Below are 16,415 nucleotides of genomic sequence, written 5' to 3' on the forward strand. Positions count from 1 at the left end.
GCCGTCCAACCCGGTTCACGTCACGCGAATCACGTCTCTATCGCCGAATCTGGCCCGATCGGGCGCGGTATCTGAGCGCATGCCGGGGTTTTTTCGACCGCCTACTCAGTCGCTCCTGGCGGCAGGCATCCCCGTCACCGGGGCCCGAACGCCAGCGTGCGCTCGGATAGCTGGTGTATAATAATCCCAGTGAGGGCCGACTATCTATTCAAACTGTCCGCCCACGATCCATATTCGACGGGGTCCGCCTCTCCGCGACGCACTGCAGGGACAGACGCGTTCCCTGTCTTCTGATGCGGTGAGCCGGAAACGGGCAGCTGCTATATCATATGTCACGGAATATTGTCAGCGGCGTCCTCTCGGTCGTCTCGGCGAAAGTGGTCACGCTGGTCATCGGTCTCGTGGCTTCGCCGCTCCTGTATCGGATGCTCGGACCAGCAAAGTTCGGGGAGTACGCGACGGTCCTCTCGACACACGCGCTGCTCATGATCTTCGTCAGCTCGGGCATCACGCGTGGCGTCCAGAAGTACGTCGCCGAGGACCGCTATTTACCCGACTGGGAAGCACACGTCGTGGGGTTCTACTTTCGTCTCGCAGTCGCACTCGCTACCGCCGGAGCGCTCGTGTACTTCCTGGCCGTTCGGTTCGGGGTGATCGCGTGGCTGTACGACCCGACGTTCGAGACGTACTTCCTGATCATGATCGCTGCGGTCGTGAGTTCGCAGACCTGGTCGTTCGCCCGGCGGGGACTGATGGGTCTCGGTCTCGAGCGCCACTCCGAGCCGTTGATGATCGTCAAATGGGTGGGTTTCGGCGTTCTCGCGCTTGGATTCGTCTCGCTCGGATACGGCGTCGTTGGCGCACTGGCCGGGCAGATGCTCGGGACGCTGATCGCCGCAATTGGTGGGATACTTCTGGTCGTCCGACAGGTCGGCGTCCGTGCACTCGTACGCAACCCCCACCCGGGTTTCCCGCGCGAGAAGATATTCACCTACAACACGAGCGCCATCGGCCTGTCGTTCCTGATGCTGTCGCTGTACCACGTCGACGTCATCATGCTCCAGAACCTGCGCGGGGGCGACATGGTCGGCCACTACAAGGCGGCGCTCAAACTCGCCGAGTTCCTGTGGTTCGTCCCGGCGACGATCCAGGCGGTGTACATCCACTCGACCTCCGAGATGTGGTCGAAGGGGCAGTTAGACCGGGTGGCGAACATCGCCTCGAAGACGACCCGGTACACGCTCCTGTTGACGTGTCTCATGTGTCTCGGGCTGGCGTCACTCGCCGAGATCGTGGTTCCGATATACTGGGGCCAGGATTCGGCGCCGGTGGTCACGCCACTGCTGTTCTTGCTCCCCGGCGCCCTCGGCTTCGCGGCGGTCCGGCCGACGCTCGCCATCGAGGAGGGCCACGGCAACCTGCGATACTCGCTGTACGCGACGGGGGCTGCGGCGGGGATCAACTTCGTCCTCAACGCGATACTGATCCCCGTCGCCGGAATGCGTGGCGCGGCCGTCGCGACGAGCGTCGGCTACGGGTCGATGTTCATCTTCCACGTCTGGAGCGCTCGCAAGCTCGGTTTCAACCCGCTGAGTGATTCGCGACTCGCCCGCATCGCCGTGACGGCAGGGCTGTCGGCGGTCCCCATCTTGCTGCTCCCGACGGTCCTGTCCAGCTGGGTCGCCATCGCTGTCGTTCCGCCCGTCGGCCTCGCGATCTTCCTCGCACTCTCCTTCGTGACGGGGGCACTCGACGTCGAGGAGTGCTGGGACCTCCTCTCGGCGTTCCCTGGGCCGGTTCCTGGACTCGTCGCCCGCGCCCGCGACCCCGACCGGCCGGCGCTGATGAGCAAACGCGCCGTCGTCAACGGCCAGCGCTGGCTCGCCGTCCTCGGTATCCTGCTGTTCGCGGCCGGGACCGGGTTCGCGCTCGCCACGGCGGTGCTGGACGGCGGCGGCAACGAGTCGTCGGCGATCAACGGCACCGAGACCCCGATACCGTCCGACGCGACGGCCGGTCCGACGACAGCCTCGGACAGCGAGACCACTGCGTCGTCGTCGGACGGGACGGGAACGGTCGACCGGGGTCAGCGCGAGAGCGATAGCGTCACACCGATCGACATCAGGACCGACGCGGACGACGGAGACGACGACACCGGCGGATCCGGCGGTGGATCCGGCTCCTCCGGCGGGTCCGACTCTTCGGACGACTCCGATGGGTCGGGCGGGTCCGGTTCCTCGGGTGGGTCCGACGGTTCCGACGACCCCGACGACTCCGACGACACGGAAACCGAGACGGACACCGACACGGAGACGGAGAACGAGACGGACACCCCGACCGAGACCGAGACGGACACCGACACGGAGACGGACACCGACACGGAGACGGATACCGACACGGAGACGGAGAACGAGACGGCGACTGAGACGGAGACCGAGACGGCCACCGACACGGAGACGGACACGGAGATCGAGACGGACACCCCGACAGAGACCGAGACGGCCACCGACACGGAGACGGCCACGGAAACCGAGACCGACACTGACACCGAGACGGAGAGCGACACGGAGACGGCGTCGGATACCGAGACCGATACGCCGGAGGACACGACCACCGACACTGGAACGGACGGGACTGGGACTGACGATACCGAAACAGACGGGTCGGCGACAGACACGACGTCCGGCGACGAGACCGAATCGACGGACGACTCGGGATCGGGCGGGATCCTCTCACTGGTACGGTTCCCGACGAGTTTCTAACCGGGACGCGCCCGCAGCCGCCGGCCCAGGCCCGCCGACACCTGGCCGTTTACCCGGTGACTAGTAATTCAGGAGCGGGGTATCTCGTGTACTATGACTACCGTCAGCGTCGTCATTCCGACGTACAACCGGGCCGACGTGTTGCCACGGGCGGTCGGGAGCGTCCTCGACCAGACCGTCGCGGACCTGGAACTGCTCGTCGTCGACGACGGGTCGACCGACGGGACGGTCGCCCTCCTCGAAGCGTACGACGACGAGCGACTGCGCGTCGTCGAACACGAGACGAACCAGGGGGCCAACGCGGCGCGAAACACGGGCATCCAGGAGGCCGAGGGCGAGTACGTCGCCTTCCTCGACTCCGACGACGAGTGGCGCCCCCGAAAGCTGGAGCGCCAGCTCGACCGCGTCCGGGACGGCGAGTACGTCGCCGCGTACTGCGACGCCGACCGCTCGCACTCTGGCGTGGGCGGTCGCGTCATCGGGGCGGTGGCGTCGCTGCTGGCCAGGGCCGACGGCGACGTCCTCATGGAGGGCGGGAAGGAACTGGCCGGTGAGATCCTCGCAGACAACCTCCACTCCGGGGCGGGGTCGACACTGCTCGTCGAGACCGGGGTCGCCCGCCGTATCGGGGGCTTCGACGAGGAACTCGACCGGTTCCAGGACCCGGAGTTCCTGTTGCGCGTCATCCAGGAGGGGGAACTGGCCTACGTCGACGAACCGCTGGTGGTTCGCTACGAGACGGCGACGCCCGACGCGGAGACGATACGCCGGGCGGACGAGGAGTACCTGGCCAAGCACGACGAGCTCGTCAGGGAGGCCGAGTCCCAGGGTTACCGCGTCCGGCAGGCTCACGAACTCCTGCTCGGGATGCGCTTCCTCGAGGAGGGGAAGTTCGCGCCAGCCGTCGCCCACCTCCTGCGAGCCGACGTCCCGGCGCGCCACTGGCCGGGACTCGCCTGGGCCGGCGTCTCCGGGTTCCGACATCGCGCCTCCACCCCGGCGACCGTCGTGGTCGGACTCGTGGCGGTCGCCGTTCTGTACGGCGTGGTCACGGCGGTCAGATCCCTGGAGTGAGCGGGGACGAGCGGGCTTATCCAACAGATAATAACGGTCGTGTGGTCCAGAGCTTTGGGCGATGACCCGAAGGTTCGGCTGGTTTCTCGATCTGGCGTTCGTCGTACTCTGGACCTGTTTCACCGTCACACTCGTCTCACAGGGCGCGACTGGCTGGGTACGCGCGGCGGCGATCGTCCCGTTCGTGACGCTGTTTCCCGGCTACACGCTCCTCGCCACCCTGTTCCCGCGGGGAGGGACTCACCGGACGTATCCCTTCGACCGGAACGAGAGCGGGCTCGAGAATCCGATGCCCACGAAGTCCGGCGTCGACGGGGCCGAGCGATTCGCGTTCTCGGTCCTCCTGAGCGTCGTCGTCGTGGCGGTGGTCGCGTTGATCGCGAACTTCACTCCCTGGGGCGTCAGCGTCGTCCCGATCCTGTTCGGCGTCGCCGGCTGGACGCTGCTGTGGACGCTAGGGGCGCTGGTCCGCCGGGTTCGGCTCGACCCAGCGGAGCGATACGTCCCCCGACCGCTTGGACTCGTCTCCGCACTCCGGTTCTCCGGTGGCCCGTCCGCGTCGTGGGGGAACGAGTCCCGTTCGACGATGTTCGACGTCGCGCTCGGCCTCTCGATTCTGGTGTTCGCGACGAGCCTCGGCTACGCCGCGGTGAATCCGCCACAGGAGACCAAGGCGGCGGGATTCACCGAATTCTACGTCGAGACCGAGAACATCTCCGGTGACGTGGAGTCGACGTACCCCTCGCAGTTCGCGCCCGGACAGACCCGGACGTTGCCCGTCGGTATCGAGAACCACGAGCAGCGGTCCGTCGACTACCACTTGGTCGTCCTCGAACAGCGGGTGGACGGCGCCGGCGAGAACGCGTCGGTACGCTCCGAGGCGGAACTCGACCGGCGAACGGTGTCGCTCGACCACGGCGAGCGGACGGTCCTCCCGCTGTCGGTCTCACCGACCGGGACCGGGACCGACCGCCGCCTCGTCGTCCTGCTGTACGAGGACAGTCCGCCAGCGGATCCCGCTATCGATTCGGCCTACCGGTCCCTCAGGCTCCCGATCGACGTCACGACCGACGCCGACGCCGGGGGTGCCTGAATCGGATGTGGCCCTGGGAACACCTCGCCGTCGGCTACCTCCTCTACTCGGCGCTCACGCGATACTGGTCCGGTGACCCGCCGACGACGGCGGCGTTCGTCGCCGTCGCGTTCGGGACGCAGTTCCCCGACCTGGTCGACAAACCGCTCGGGTGGCTGCTGGACCTTTTCCAGGGCGGCGTCTCGGTCGCCCACTCGGTGTTCACCGCCGTCGCGCTCTCGGCCGTCGTCGTCGCCCTCACTCGTCGGGTCGGACGGCCGAAACTCGGCGCGGCGTTCGTCGTCGGCTACCTCTCCCACCTCCCCGCCGACGCGGTGTACGGGGCGGTGTTCGACGGCCAGATCAAACTCCGCCCGTTCTTCTGGCCGCTCGTCGAGGCGGCCCCCTCCGCGAGCAGCGGCTTCCTCGACAACGTCGCGTACTACGCGCTGCGGTTCCTGTTCTTCCTCACGACGGACCGCGGGCTGGCGTTCCTGTCGCTGGAACTCCTGTTGCTGTCGTTCACTGCCTGGATCTGGTTCCGGGACGGCTGTCCGGGCGTGCCGTCCAGGGGTGCCGTGACGGACCTCCGGTGAACACCCGGGCCGTCACGTCGTCGCCGCTGGCGGTTGCGTGCACATACGGACTTCGTCGTTGGTGTAGACGACGGCCATCTCCGGGCGACAGACCGCGGATTCGTTGACGTCACGACTCACGCCGAACCCCTGGCTGCTCTCGAAGAACGTCGTGTCTCTCGCTTGCTCCTGCCGGTAGACGACCATCTCGTGGTCGACCGGGTCGGTCCCGTTGATCCCGGCAGTCCGGGACGGATACGCCCCGTTCCGATTCAACACCGTCTGGTAGGGGTGGTCGGTGTAGAGCAACTGTTCCGGGAGGATGTTCGCGCTGTCCGGCGATCCGGTGATCCGCCCGATGGTGTCGACGGCGGCCAGTTCCTGCTGATTGTAGGCGAGCTGTGCTCCCTGTCCCTCGAAAACCGGGTTGTCGACCGTCCCGTTCGCCGACACCATCATCACCGTCGGAAACGCGGCCGCGAAGAGAAGCAGGACGACGACGACGATGCGTCGATTGAGAGACAGTTCGAGGTGGCGGAGGCCGATGACGGTCAGCAGGACGAGCGGGAGGTAGAGGAACGCGAACCAGCGCTGGGGGATGAAGCTCCGGATGCCGAACATGGGGAGTCCGAGGACGAACACGAGCATGATAGCCGCGCTGAACAGCAGCGTGAACGTCGACTGCCGGGCCCGCGTTCGGTTGACGACGTAGAGACAGCCGAGGAAGGTCCCGAACAGGAGCAGCAGGAAGCCGAGCGTGTCGATGTACGGAACGAGGACGTCGATCAGCGTCGGGTCGGCGCCCTCGGGGGCTGCGCCGTCCGCGGAGCTCGGCCCAGCGAGGTTCAACACGCCCGCGCTCGAGATCAGCGTCTGCCGGAGGTAACTCAGGAGCGTCAGGAGGAACGTCTCTCCCTTGTAGGGAGTCATCGACCAGAGGAACGTGCTGAAGCCGAGGTCGAACGCGATGAGGCCGGCGATGTTGACCGGCTGGTTGATGCGGAACACGTCCGGGTCGAGGATGGAGGGCCGGAACACGTCCAGTCCCATGAAGAGATACGCGAGGAACGCGCCGCCGAGCATCACGAGCGTGATGAACGAGGACACCTGGTGGGTGAGGATGATGGCGACGCTGAGGACGAACATGAACGACAGTGCGACTCTGTCCTGCCCCGTCCGCATCGTCCGGACGAGCCAGTAGCAGAGCCCGAGAAACAGCACCAGCCCCATGCTCGTGGGGATGAGGTGGATCCCCCACTCGATGACGTAATCGCCCACCGAGTACAGCATCGCGGCGAAGGCGGCCCAGCGCTCGTCGACGAGCAGGTTCGCCGACGCGAAGACCAGGAGCACGGAGACCGGCATCACGACTCCGAGTGACAGGTAGAGGCCGAGGCGAAGCGAGACGTCTCCGAGTAGCGCCGTCGCGACGACGAGCAGGTGGTACAGCGGTGAGGTGTAGTGTTTGTTGTCGCTGATCGCTTCCAGGGATTCCGCGGCGAAGACGTCTCCTGCCAGCCCGGTGATGTGCGTCCAGATGTCGATACCGATCAGTCCCGGTGTCGTGTACAGCGCCGCGAACCTGACTACGGCCGCCAGTGCGACGATCTGTACAAGCACGCGCGTCCTGTTGAACCCCTCGGAGCGAACGAACGCTATCTGCAGGAAGATCAGCGTCCCGGTCAGTCCGGCGACGACCAGGAACCGGGGCGAACGCTGGCCGTCCTGGACCGCGAGCGCGACCAGAACGGCGAGGCACAGAAACACCAGTGACGGGAGCGCTCGCCTGAACCCCTTCGAGAGGGTCGGTAACTCCTGGATACGGGGGGACGATCGATACGTCGCCAGCAGGTAGATGATGCACGAACTGCCGAGGACGATCGGTATCGTCCGGATGTATATCTGCGAGGCGAAGAAGCGAAGCGGGAACAGGGCGAGTGCGATCAGGAGTCCGACGGCCGCGGCGACGATGTCGAATCGCGCCGTCGCGACCCGGTGACGGAGCGCGCTACTCATCGGTGCCCCTCCAGCGGCCGCGTCTTGCCAGTCGGTGCGCTGGCCCCTGAACCGACCGCAGCTGGGTTGGCCCGTCGATGCGAGTCGTCGGTCGCAGATGATCCTTGTTCACGTGGAAGTCTCCTCCGTGTTCGCCATCGGGCGTACGTCCTCAGACGAGAGAGACGACAGATCGTCGAGGCAGCTGGGCCCGTTAGTGCACCACGCCGGGACGACCGTGACAGTCGTTGTGTCGTCTTCGCCATGGGCGCGGCTGTGGATACCGGATTCACGCTCTGCGCTTCCCTTACTACACAGCTGCTAACCACCCGTTCGGGCCGGCGACGGGGCCGCTCTCCGGCGGTCGATTGCGGGTTTATGACATTGCTAAACTCGCTCCGATTCCGCTCACTGAACGAATACGGACCACTCGTGTACGTTCCTCGGACGCCGCGCAGCTTCGACCCTCGTCGGCGAGTTCGACGAACATACTGACTTCTGATTGACCCCGCGTCTCGTGTACGCACTGGTGTGTCGGATGGATCGACAGTCACGGAACGGGTTTCGAAGCGGCTGGAATCACGGACCGTCGCCGATTCGCTCTCACGCAGACGACCAGTCCCGCCGGACTGGCGGCCTCTGGCCGGCCCGATAGCCGGCCTTTCCAGAACTTAATATCGAAATATATCCGACTACGGCCCGTATAGTATATGCCCCAGGGGGTTAGCTTCAACTATGGCAAAGCAGGAGGCAACACGGGGGATTCGCAGACGGAAGTATCTAACGTCGCTCGCAGGTGGGGTGACCGCCACGGCAGCGGCGTCGATGGCGACGACGGGGACCGCCGCAGCCGACGTCAGCACCGACCACTACGGATCCGTCGTCGACGTGGTCGACGCCGGAGCGGACAACGAGGGCAACGAGTCCATCACGCCAGTCATCAGGGACGTCATCGAGGACGACACGCTGCTCCAGTTCCCGCCGGGCCGGTACTACATGGACGAACAGGTCCGCTTCACCGACTTCGACAACCTGGGGCTCCGGGGGAACGACGCCACGCTGGTGCCGGCGAACTGGTACGACTTCGAGGGGCCCCAGTACCGCCTCTTCCGCCTCGGTACGCACTACGCCCCCGGGAAGAACCTCCGCATCGGACACTTCACCGTCGACCAGACGGCCGAGGACACCGGTATCCGCGCGTTCGAGACGTACGCCTCGGACACCCTGGAAGTCCGCAATATCAACGTCGTCGGGCGACACGACAGCGGGACGTGGGGGCCCGGACTGTTCGTCGTCACGGACCCCGACGGCGACGGGCTCGTCAAGGATTTCCGCGCACACGATGGCGGGACACTCGTCGAGAACTCGCCCGGCGACGGGTACGTCGGCCCGAACGGCATCCTCTGTAACCAGGGCCACGCGGGAACGATACGGTTCGTGGACTGCGAACTCGGCGCGTTTCCGGACAACGGGCTCTACGCGTCGGGTGGAACGGGTCGCGTCATCGTCGAAGGCGGCCGCTACTACAACAGCGGAACCGCGTCGATCCGTATCGGTGCCAGACGGGGTGACGTCAGGAACGCGACGGTCTTCGTCGACGATCAGCCCTGGGACATCAACCAGGAGGGGATCCGGCTGGAGTACGGCGACTGGCACATCGTGGACGGCGTCACTATCGAGATGGACCAGCCCCACGGCGAAGCGATCCACATCCAGAACGACGTCGACGGGACGACCATCAAGAACTCGTCGATACGAATGGAGACGCCGGCGTACCTCGGTGTCGAGATCAATCCCAGTGCCGGACCGACCTACATCGTCAACACCGAGTTCGAGATGAACGACAGCAACTGTGCCATCTTGGCCGAAGGCGACGACGCCGGCGAAATAGGTGTCGAGGACGTCTCTATCACCGGCGACGCTGAGGGTAATCTGATGCGCCACGCGATACGGTGTGAACGCAACAACGCGTCGTTTCGCGCGGTCACGATCGACCAGACGGCCGGCGAGCAACGCCGCGGCATCGCGTTGCTCGGCCAGGATAGCCTGGTGTACAACTGTGACATCCAGACCTCTGGTCGCGGCATAACCGTCAAAGGTGACGAAGTCTGGATCCAGGACTGTTACTCCAACTCCACGCGTGACGTGAACTCGATCCGACTGTACGACACGGCCAACGACGTCCGGCTCAAGAACAATACGTTCCCGGACGGCGTCAGCGACTGGGGGGCGACGAACGTCGTCGAGACGGGTACCGAGTACTGAGAACGGCTCCCCGCCGACGCACCGCTACCGCGTGACCGATCGTGGCGACGGCAGCGCGGCGCGTTCCCCTCGTTCGTCGAGCACTCGCTCGTAGACACCGAGCAACTGCTCGCCCATGGCGTCGAGGCCGAGTCCGTCGAGCACCGCACGGCCGTTCGAGCGCGCGTCGCTCGCGAGTACGTCGTCGAGGGAGGAAGTGAGCGTCGCGTCCGAGTCGGCGACGAACGAGTTGTCGACGTCGGTGAGCGTTCGCTCGACGAACCCCACGCCCGTCGAGACGACGGGGACGTTACAGGCCGCCGCCTCCTTGACCACCATCGGCCCGCTCTCGCGTTGCGAGGTGACGAGCAGGGCGTCGCTCGCGTTCATGTAGTATGGCATCTCTTCGTAGTCGACGCCGCTGACCTGCTTCAACTCCGCGTCCGCGGTGCACCCTTCTACGATCCGCCTCGCCCGTGGGTAGTCTTTCTCCGGGCGCGTCGACTCGTAGGGGAAGAGGACGTAGGTTCCGTCGGGGTCCCACCCGACGCGCTCACGGGCTTCGTCCCTGGGAATCGGTCGGAACATCTCCGCGTCGATGCCGAACGGGACGACGGCGTTGTTGACGGACAGCTCGGCGGCCATCGCGTCGCTGGGGACCACGACCCCGTCGGCGCGGCGAGCACCGAACCGACTGAGTGCCGTGAGCCACCGGCGGTCGCTCATCAGGTCGGTCCCCCAGAGCGTGCACACGACGGGACGCGTCGGTTGCGCGAGCGCGAACGGGAGTGTCAGTCCGTAGTTGGCGTGGACGACGTCGTATCCGTCGAGCGAGTGGCCGAGGACCGTGGGCGCGTACTGCAGGTAGTCGCCGACACTTCGTGGCGAGTCCGGGCGATGGCTGCCGGGAATGGCCAGCGTCGTGCAGTCGACTCCCTGTCGTTCGAGCGCAGTCACCTGGTTCTCGAAGAACGATCGCGGCGTCGTCGTCAGCTGTAGCACCTTCATGGTTCGACTGGTGCCGCCGTACCGACCTGGTCCAGAACGACGTCCGTCACGTCGCACTTGTCGGCGAGCAGGCGCTCGCGCCGGCGCTGCCACGGCTCGCTCTCTTCGCCTTCCTGCAGAATCGCCGTGGCCCGATTGACCGCACGGACGTGTCGGCCGTCGTCGGTGAACGCGTGGACGAGTCCGTACTCCGCTTCGAGTTCGGTGAGGTAGCCGAGTGGGAGCGAGTTCACGTAGATGGCCGGCGTCCCGAGGACGGCGCATTCGGCCGCGGTCGTCGCGCCCTCGCCGACGTAGAGGTCGGCGGCGGCGAGCAGGTCGTGGAGGCGTTCGGGCTGGACCGATAGCTCGTAGTCCGTCAGGTCGTCGTCGAGGTCGCCCTCGGCGGTGATGCGGACCGTCGCCCCGGCGGCCTCCAGTCGCTCGACGACGGACCGGTGGTCGTCGAAGCCGCCCTCGCCGACGTCGTGGGACGCTCCCCAGTCGCCCAGGCGAAGGACGACGAGCTGGTCCTCGGGCGCGACGCCGACGGCCTCGCGCACGTCGGGGTCCGGCGTGAACCGGTCCGGGTGGAGGTAGGCGAGTTCGTGGTAGCCCGGATAGCGGTGGTGGTTGTCGCCCAGGTCCGCCTCGAAGCACTCGGGTGTGCAGATGACGTCCGCGAACGGAAAGGAGAGGTTCCGGATGATCGAGGCGTGCTCGGTGTCGTAGAAGACGACGCTCCGCGCGCCGACGAGCGAGGCGACGTGGGAGACGGCGACGCCACCGACTGCCGTCATCACGTCCGGCTGAATCTCGCGTGCGCGACCGAGTAGCCGGGCCTCGTAGACGAACTGGGCCCGTGCCAGCGAGACGATCGAATCGGACTCGCCGGCCAGTAGTTCGTAGTCGATGTCACAGCGTTCGAGCAGTGCGGTCGACATGGCGTTCTCGCGGGCGAAGACGAACACGTCGTGGCCCTCGTCCTCGAGTGCCGCGATGGCGTGTTTGAAAAAGTGGACGTGGCCCGCGTGCTGTATCGTGACGACGACTCTCATCCGTATTCGCCCTCCGTCGAGTCACCGCCGCGTCGCACGTACGTCTCTCGCAGGCGCCAGAGGTACATCCGGAGCAGCGACAGCGACGTGTACCGAACGTACTGCCAGAAGTCGATAGTACTCTCCTCGTCCCCGTACCGGGCGGGCATCCTGACGTCGGCGACGGCCACGCCGGCGACGTTCAGCCGCGCGAGCAGGTCGTTGAGGTATCCCCAGCCGTCCGGAACCGAATCGAGGTCGATCGCGGCCAGCGCGTCGTAGGAGATGGCGGTGTAGCCATTCTGGGGGTCCCGCATCCGCCAGTACCCACTCGAAATCTTGGTGAGGCCGGTCAGGATCACGTTCCCGACGAGGCGAAAGGTCGGCATCTCCTCGCGGCTGCTCGCGTCGGCGAGCCGGTTCCCCTTGGCGAACCCGGCCGTTCCCTCGACGACCGGGTCGAGGAGCCGATCCATCCGGGAGAGATCCATCTGGTCGTCGGCGTCGATGCTGACGGTGACGTCCATGCCGTCGAGCAGCGCGTGGCGATAGCCGGTCTTCAGGGCGCCGCCGGCGCCCGCGTTCTGGTCGTGGCGGATGGGGACGACGGTTGTCGCCGCCGTTCCGCCGTCGGCTACGGGCGTCGCTCTGGTCGCCGTCGCCGCGGACGGCGCAGTCTCGGCCGCGGGTTCACAGGTCGCGTGGTCACAGATGACTTCCCAGGTCCCGTCCGTCGAGCAGTCGTCGACGGCGTAGACCCGGTCGACGAACGACGGGACCTTCTCGATGACCGTTCCGACGTGTTCGACCTCGTTGTACGCTGGGACGACCACCCCGACGGTGTGGTCGCGGTACATCTACACCCTCCGGTAACTGACAGATTCGGGGAGGAGCGACCGGTCGACCGTCCCGTCGACGTCGACGATGGCCGGGTCGTCGTCGAGTCGGTCGGCCAGGACGCGCGGGTCCACGTCGCGGAACTCCTCGTGGGGCGTCGCCAGGAGGAGGCCGTCGAATCCCTCCAGTGACAGGGTCGGCTGCGCTTCGACGTCGAACTGCGCCTCGATCGCCTCGTCGTCGGCGTAGGGGTCGTGGCCGACGACGTCGATCCCGTACTCCTTGAGCGCGGCGATGACGTCGGCGACTTTCGAACTTCGCAGGTCGCCCACGTTTGGTTTGTACGAGAGCCCGAGTACGAGCACGCGGCTCTCGCCGAGGGGGTGTCCCGCCTCGCTCAGCGCCTTCACCATCAGGTCGGCGACGTGGTGGGGCATCGACTCGTTGACCGCGCGGGCGGTCTGGATCAGTTCGGGTTCGGCTCCCGCCTGGCGAGCGCGGTACGCGAGGAAGTGTGGATCGACGGGGATGCAGTGGCCCCCGACCAGCCCGGGTTCGTACTCGTGGAAGTTCCACTTGGTCCCCGCGGCCTCGAGGACGGCGCGCGTGTCGACGTCGAGTTCCTCGAACACGGTGGCGAGTTCGTTGACCAGCGCGATATTCAGGTCCCGCTGGACGTTCTCGATGACTTTCGCGGATTCGGCCACCTCCATGGAGGGTGCCCGGTGGACGCCGGCGTCGACGAGCAGATCGTACAGTGCCGCGACGTCCTCTCTGACGGTCTCGTCCTGGCCGCTGACGACCTTGATGACGTTCGAGAGGCCGTGTTCCTCGTCGCCGGGATTGGCCCGCTCGGGTGAGTAGCCGACGAAGAAGTCCTCACCACAGGTCATCCCCGAGCCGCGTTCGATCGCCGGCGCGAACTCCTGGCGCGTCGCGCCGGGATACACCGTCGATTCGAGGACGGCGGTCGTCCCGCGGGTCATGTGCTGTCCGACCTCCTCGCCCGCCGCGACGACGTACTCCATGCTCGGGCGGTCGTCGTCGTCGACCGGCGTCGGGACCGTGACGACGACGTACTGGGCGCGTGAGATGGCGTCCGGGCTCGTCGTGAACGACACCTCGCTCTCCACGATGGCCTCGTCACCGAGGTCACCCGTCGTGTCCGTTCCCGCTTCCAGTGCAGCGATGGTCTCCTGACTGACGTCGTAGCCGACGACGTCGAAACCGGTGTCGTCGAAGCCCACCGCCAGCGGGAGGCCGACGTAGCCGAGACCGACGACGGCGACTGTGGTCGCCGTCGGGTCGAGCAACTGGTTCTCGCGTTCCGTTTCGATGCCTTCGAGTCCGTCGTCCGGTTCTGAGAGGGAGTTCATGGTGTCTGGTCTTCGTCGGCCGGCTGGGACGCGACCACGTCGCCGCGCCGGTCGTCGCCTGGGTTGCGGCGTGGCAGTCCGCGGCCGGGCCGAACTCGTTACTTCCTGAGGCGTACCGACCCATTCCTATACAGCGGATAAGCCAGAATTTCCGGTGAAGGGGGTGCTATACGCCAATATTTGCGGTATTCGTTCGTCTCGCGAACGGTCGCGTGCCCGAGAAACAGTTGATCGCGGGTTTAACACGGTGTTAAGACCGTTTCACCGGTCGATCAGTGGTCGGTTGTCGCCCGGACCGCTCGCTGCGTGGACTCCCGGGCGGGCGCCCTCTGGTGGCACCGGTGCCTGGGCCAGTACACCCCGAACTGGGCTGACTCCGGTCACGTCGACGGCGCGTATCCTCCGATTAGACCGTCATTAGGTATGGTTCGGTACGATGTTAACTGTGACACTGCCGCCCTTGAGGCGACACTGAGAGACCAATGGCCACCACACATACCCACCACGGCGACTGCGAATCGGAATTTCTTTCGCGTGCGCGCGCGAAGAATACTATTGCAGCCGAACGGACGGCCAGGCGATCGATAGCGACGGGGCGCGTACCGACTCGGTACGTGGAGGTGTCGGGCTGATGTGTGGGATCATCGCCCGCGTCGGCCACGACGACGCTGTCGGCCACCTCGTCACGGGCCTCGAACGGCTCGAATACCGCGGCTACGATTCGGCTGGGCTCGCTATCCAGAACGGATCGGGCCTGTCGGTCCACAAGCAGGCGGGCGAGATCTCGGCGGTCAAATCGGAGATCCAGTCCGCCGCACCGACCGGTGAGGTCGGGATCGGCCACACCCGCTGGAGCACGCACGGCCCGCCGACGGACGAGAACGCGCACCCGCACACGAGCCAGTCCGGTGACGTCGCCGTCGTCCACAACGGCGTCATCGAGAACCACCGGGCGATCCGGGAACGGCTCGTCGATGCGGGCCACCAGTTCACGAGCGAGACCGACACGGAAGTGGTTCCCCACCTGATCGACCACTACCGCGACGAGGTCGCCGACCCGGAGGCCGCGTTCCGACGGGCGGTCGACGAACTCGAGGGGAGTTACGCCATCGCCGCGATGTTCGAGGGCGAGGACGCCGTGTACGCGACCAGGAAGGGCTCCCCGCTCGTGCTCGGCGTCGGCGACGAGCAGTACTTCCTCGCCAGCGACATCCCGGCCTTCCTCGAGCACACCGACAGGGTCGTCTACCTGGAGGACGGTGACGTCGTGGTCCTGACGCCGACGAGCGTCGCGATGACCGACACCGACGGCGAGCCGGTCTCGCGCGACGTCGAGACGGTCGAGTGGGACCCCGAAGAGGCCGGAAAGGGCGCCTACGACCACTACATGCTCAAAGAGATCCACGAACAGCCGACCTCGCTCGCGAACGCCATCCGGGGCCGCGTCGACGCCCGTGACGGGGCGATCACGTTCGAGGAGTTCGACCTCGACGTCCTCGACCCGGTCACGCAGGTCCACTTCGTCGCCTGCGGGACGTCGTACCACGCTGCCCTCTACGCGTCCCGACTGCTGAACGAGGCGGGCGTGCCGTCGCGAGCTATCCGTGCCAGCGAGTACGTCGAATCGGCGGGTCCGATCGCCGGCGGGACGCTGACCGTCGCGGTGACCCAGAGCGGCGAGACCGCGGACACCCTCTCGGCGCTCAGAGAGGCCAGCGCTCACGGCGCACCCACGGTGGCCGTGACGAACGTCGTCGGGTCGACTGCAGCACGCGAGGCCGACGAGACGCTGTACATCAGAGCCGGTCCCGAGATCGGGGTCGCCGCGACGAAGACGTTCACCTCGCAGGCGGTCACGCTGACGCTCCTCTCCCAGGTCGTGGCCGGTGAGATCGACGGCGCCTCGCCGCGCGAGGACCTCGCCGACCTGCTCGCCGCGCTCGAACGGCTTCCGGAGGACGTCGAGCAGGTGATGGACCTGGACCAGGCCGAACGGCTCGCCGACCGAATCCTCGACTACGAGTCGTACTTCTTCATCGGCCGGGGCCTGGCGCGCTCCGTCGCCCTCGAAGGGGCACTCAAGTTCAAGGAGATTACCTACGAGCACGCGGAGGGCTTCGCTTCGGGTCAGCTCAAACACGGCCCGCTCGCGCTCGTCACTCCCGAGACGCCCATCTTCGCGCTGTTCACCGGCGAGGAGACGGAGAAGACGGTGACGAACGCCCAGGAGGCCCAGACCCGGGGCGCGGAGATCATCGCCGTCGGGCCCCCGGACTGTGCGGGTGCGCAGATTTCCGACGCTCACCTCACTGTTCCGGATACCCATCCCGTCTGCCAGGGGCTGCTCGCGAACGTCCAGCTCCAGCTCGTGGCCTACCACACGGCCGACAGGTTCGGTCGTTCGATCGACAAACCCCGTAATCTGGCAAAGAGTGTCACCGTCGAGTGAGGTGTGT

At 66.3% G+C, this 16,415-nt stretch carries 11 protein-coding genes; 6 read left to right on the top strand and 5 right to left on the bottom strand.

Annotation, left to right across the window (positions count from 1 at the left end; translation table 11 throughout):
• Window positions 1-329: 329 nt before the first annotated feature.
• The 4 genes from BM337_RS02630 (at window position 330) to BM337_RS02645 (ending at window position 5,504) form a co-directional block, all read left to right on the top strand.
• On the top strand, window positions 330-2,762 hold the full coding sequence (locus BM337_RS02630; protein WP_089813632.1) for a lipopolysaccharide biosynthesis protein: 2,433 nt from the start codon (window positions 330-332) through the stop codon (window positions 2,760-2,762).
• A 93-nt stretch (window positions 2,763-2,855) separates the two neighbouring features.
• Window positions 2,856-3,836 (top strand): glycosyltransferase family 2 protein, encoded by a 981-nt coding sequence (locus BM337_RS02635; RefSeq protein ID WP_089813634.1) that lies wholly within the window; start codon window positions 2,856-2,858, stop codon window positions 3,834-3,836.
• Between the two features lie 61 nt (window positions 3,837-3,897).
• Window positions 3,898-4,929 (top strand): DUF1616 domain-containing protein, encoded by a 1,032-nt coding sequence (locus BM337_RS02640; RefSeq protein ID WP_089813636.1) that lies wholly within the window; start codon window positions 3,898-3,900, stop codon window positions 4,927-4,929.
• A 5-nt stretch (window positions 4,930-4,934) separates the two neighbouring features.
• Window positions 4,935-5,504, top strand: coding sequence for a metal-dependent hydrolase (locus BM337_RS02645; protein WP_089813637.1), 570 nt, complete (start codon window positions 4,935-4,937; stop codon window positions 5,502-5,504).
• A 12-nt stretch (window positions 5,505-5,516) separates the two neighbouring features.
• On the opposite strand, the gene BM337_RS02650 is transcribed toward BM337_RS02645, so the two are convergent.
• On the bottom strand, window positions 5,517-7,499 hold the full coding sequence (locus tag BM337_RS02650; RefSeq protein WP_089813639.1) for a hypothetical protein: 1,983 nt from the start codon (window positions 7,497-7,499) through the stop codon (window positions 5,517-5,519).
• Between the two features lie 780 nt (window positions 7,500-8,279).
• On the opposite strand from BM337_RS02650, the gene BM337_RS02655 reads away from it, so the two are divergent.
• A complete protein-coding gene (locus BM337_RS02655; RefSeq protein ID WP_218155506.1) occupies window positions 8,280-9,743 on the top strand; it encodes a hypothetical protein in 1,464 nt (487 codons plus the stop codon).
• Window positions 9,744-9,767: 24 nt separating this feature from the next.
• On the opposite strand, the gene BM337_RS02660 is transcribed toward BM337_RS02655, so the two are convergent.
• From BM337_RS02660 to BM337_RS02675, 4 genes are read right to left on the bottom strand one after another with little or no spacing between them, the layout of a single operon-like run.
• A complete protein-coding gene (locus BM337_RS02660; protein ID WP_089813640.1) occupies window positions 9,768-10,730 on the bottom strand; it encodes a glycosyltransferase family 4 protein in 963 nt (320 codons plus the stop codon).
• Window positions 10,727-11,767 (bottom strand): DUF354 domain-containing protein, encoded by a 1,041-nt coding sequence (locus BM337_RS02665; protein WP_089813642.1) that lies wholly within the window; start codon window positions 11,765-11,767, stop codon window positions 10,727-10,729. Before BM337_RS02665 ends, BM337_RS02660 begins: the two co-directional genes overlap by 4 nt.
• Window positions 11,764-12,603: a glycosyltransferase family 2 protein gene (locus tag BM337_RS02670; RefSeq protein WP_089813644.1), complete on the bottom strand. Its 840-nt coding sequence runs from the start codon at window positions 12,601-12,603 to the stop codon at window positions 11,764-11,766. The genes BM337_RS02665 and BM337_RS02670 overlap by 4 nt, the downstream gene beginning before the upstream one ends.
• The gene (locus BM337_RS02675) at window positions 12,604-13,959 is read right to left on the bottom strand and encodes a nucleotide sugar dehydrogenase (protein ID WP_089813646.1); all 1,356 of its coding nucleotides are present in this window, start codon (window positions 13,957-13,959) and stop codon (window positions 12,604-12,606) included.
• A gap of 631 nt (window positions 13,960-14,590) precedes the next feature.
• Between BM337_RS02675 and glmS the strand changes: the two genes are divergently transcribed.
• Entirely contained in the window at window positions 14,591-16,408 is a 1,818-nt protein-coding gene (gene glmS / locus BM337_RS02680; RefSeq protein ID WP_089813648.1) for a glutamine--fructose-6-phosphate transaminase (isomerizing), read from the top strand.
• Window positions 16,409-16,415 lie beyond the last annotated feature (7 nt).

Origin of the sequence: Halomicrobium zhouii (assembly GCF_900114435.1) — an archaeon.
GTDB lineage: Archaea > Halobacteriota > Halobacteria > Halobacteriales > Haloarculaceae > Halomicrobium > Halomicrobium zhouii.

Bases quoted from the DNA above. Each gene is read 5' to 3' on its own strand.
- BM337_RS02660 (WP_089813640.1), bottom strand. From the start codon at position 10,730: ATGAAGGTGCTACAGCTGACGACGACGCCGCGATCGTTCTTCGAGAAC.
- BM337_RS02650 (WP_089813639.1), bottom strand. From the start codon at position 7,499: ATGAGTAGCGCGCTCCGTCACCGGGTCGCGACGGCGCGATTCGACATC.
- BM337_RS02665 (WP_089813642.1), bottom strand. From the start codon at position 11,767: ATGAGAGTCGTCGTCACGATACAGCACGCGGGCCACGTCCACTTTTTC.
- BM337_RS02630 (WP_089813632.1), top strand. From the start codon at position 330: ATGTCACGGAATATTGTCAGCGGCGTCCTCTCGGTCGTCTCGGCGAAA.
- BM337_RS02670 (WP_089813644.1), bottom strand. From the start codon at position 12,603: ATGTACCGCGACCACACCGTCGGGGTGGTCGTCCCAGCGTACAACGAG.
- BM337_RS02635 (WP_089813634.1), top strand. From the start codon at position 2,856: ATGACTACCGTCAGCGTCGTCATTCCGACGTACAACCGGGCCGACGTG.
- BM337_RS02675 (WP_089813646.1), bottom strand. From the start codon at position 13,959: ATGAACTCCCTCTCAGAACCGGACGACGGACTCGAAGGCATCGAAACG.
- BM337_RS02640 (WP_089813636.1), top strand. From the start codon at position 3,898: ATGACCCGAAGGTTCGGCTGGTTTCTCGATCTGGCGTTCGTCGTACTC.
- BM337_RS02645 (WP_089813637.1), top strand. From the start codon at position 4,935: ATGTGGCCCTGGGAACACCTCGCCGTCGGCTACCTCCTCTACTCGGCG.
- glmS (WP_089813648.1), top strand. From the start codon at position 14,591: ATGTGTGGGATCATCGCCCGCGTCGGCCACGACGACGCTGTCGGCCAC.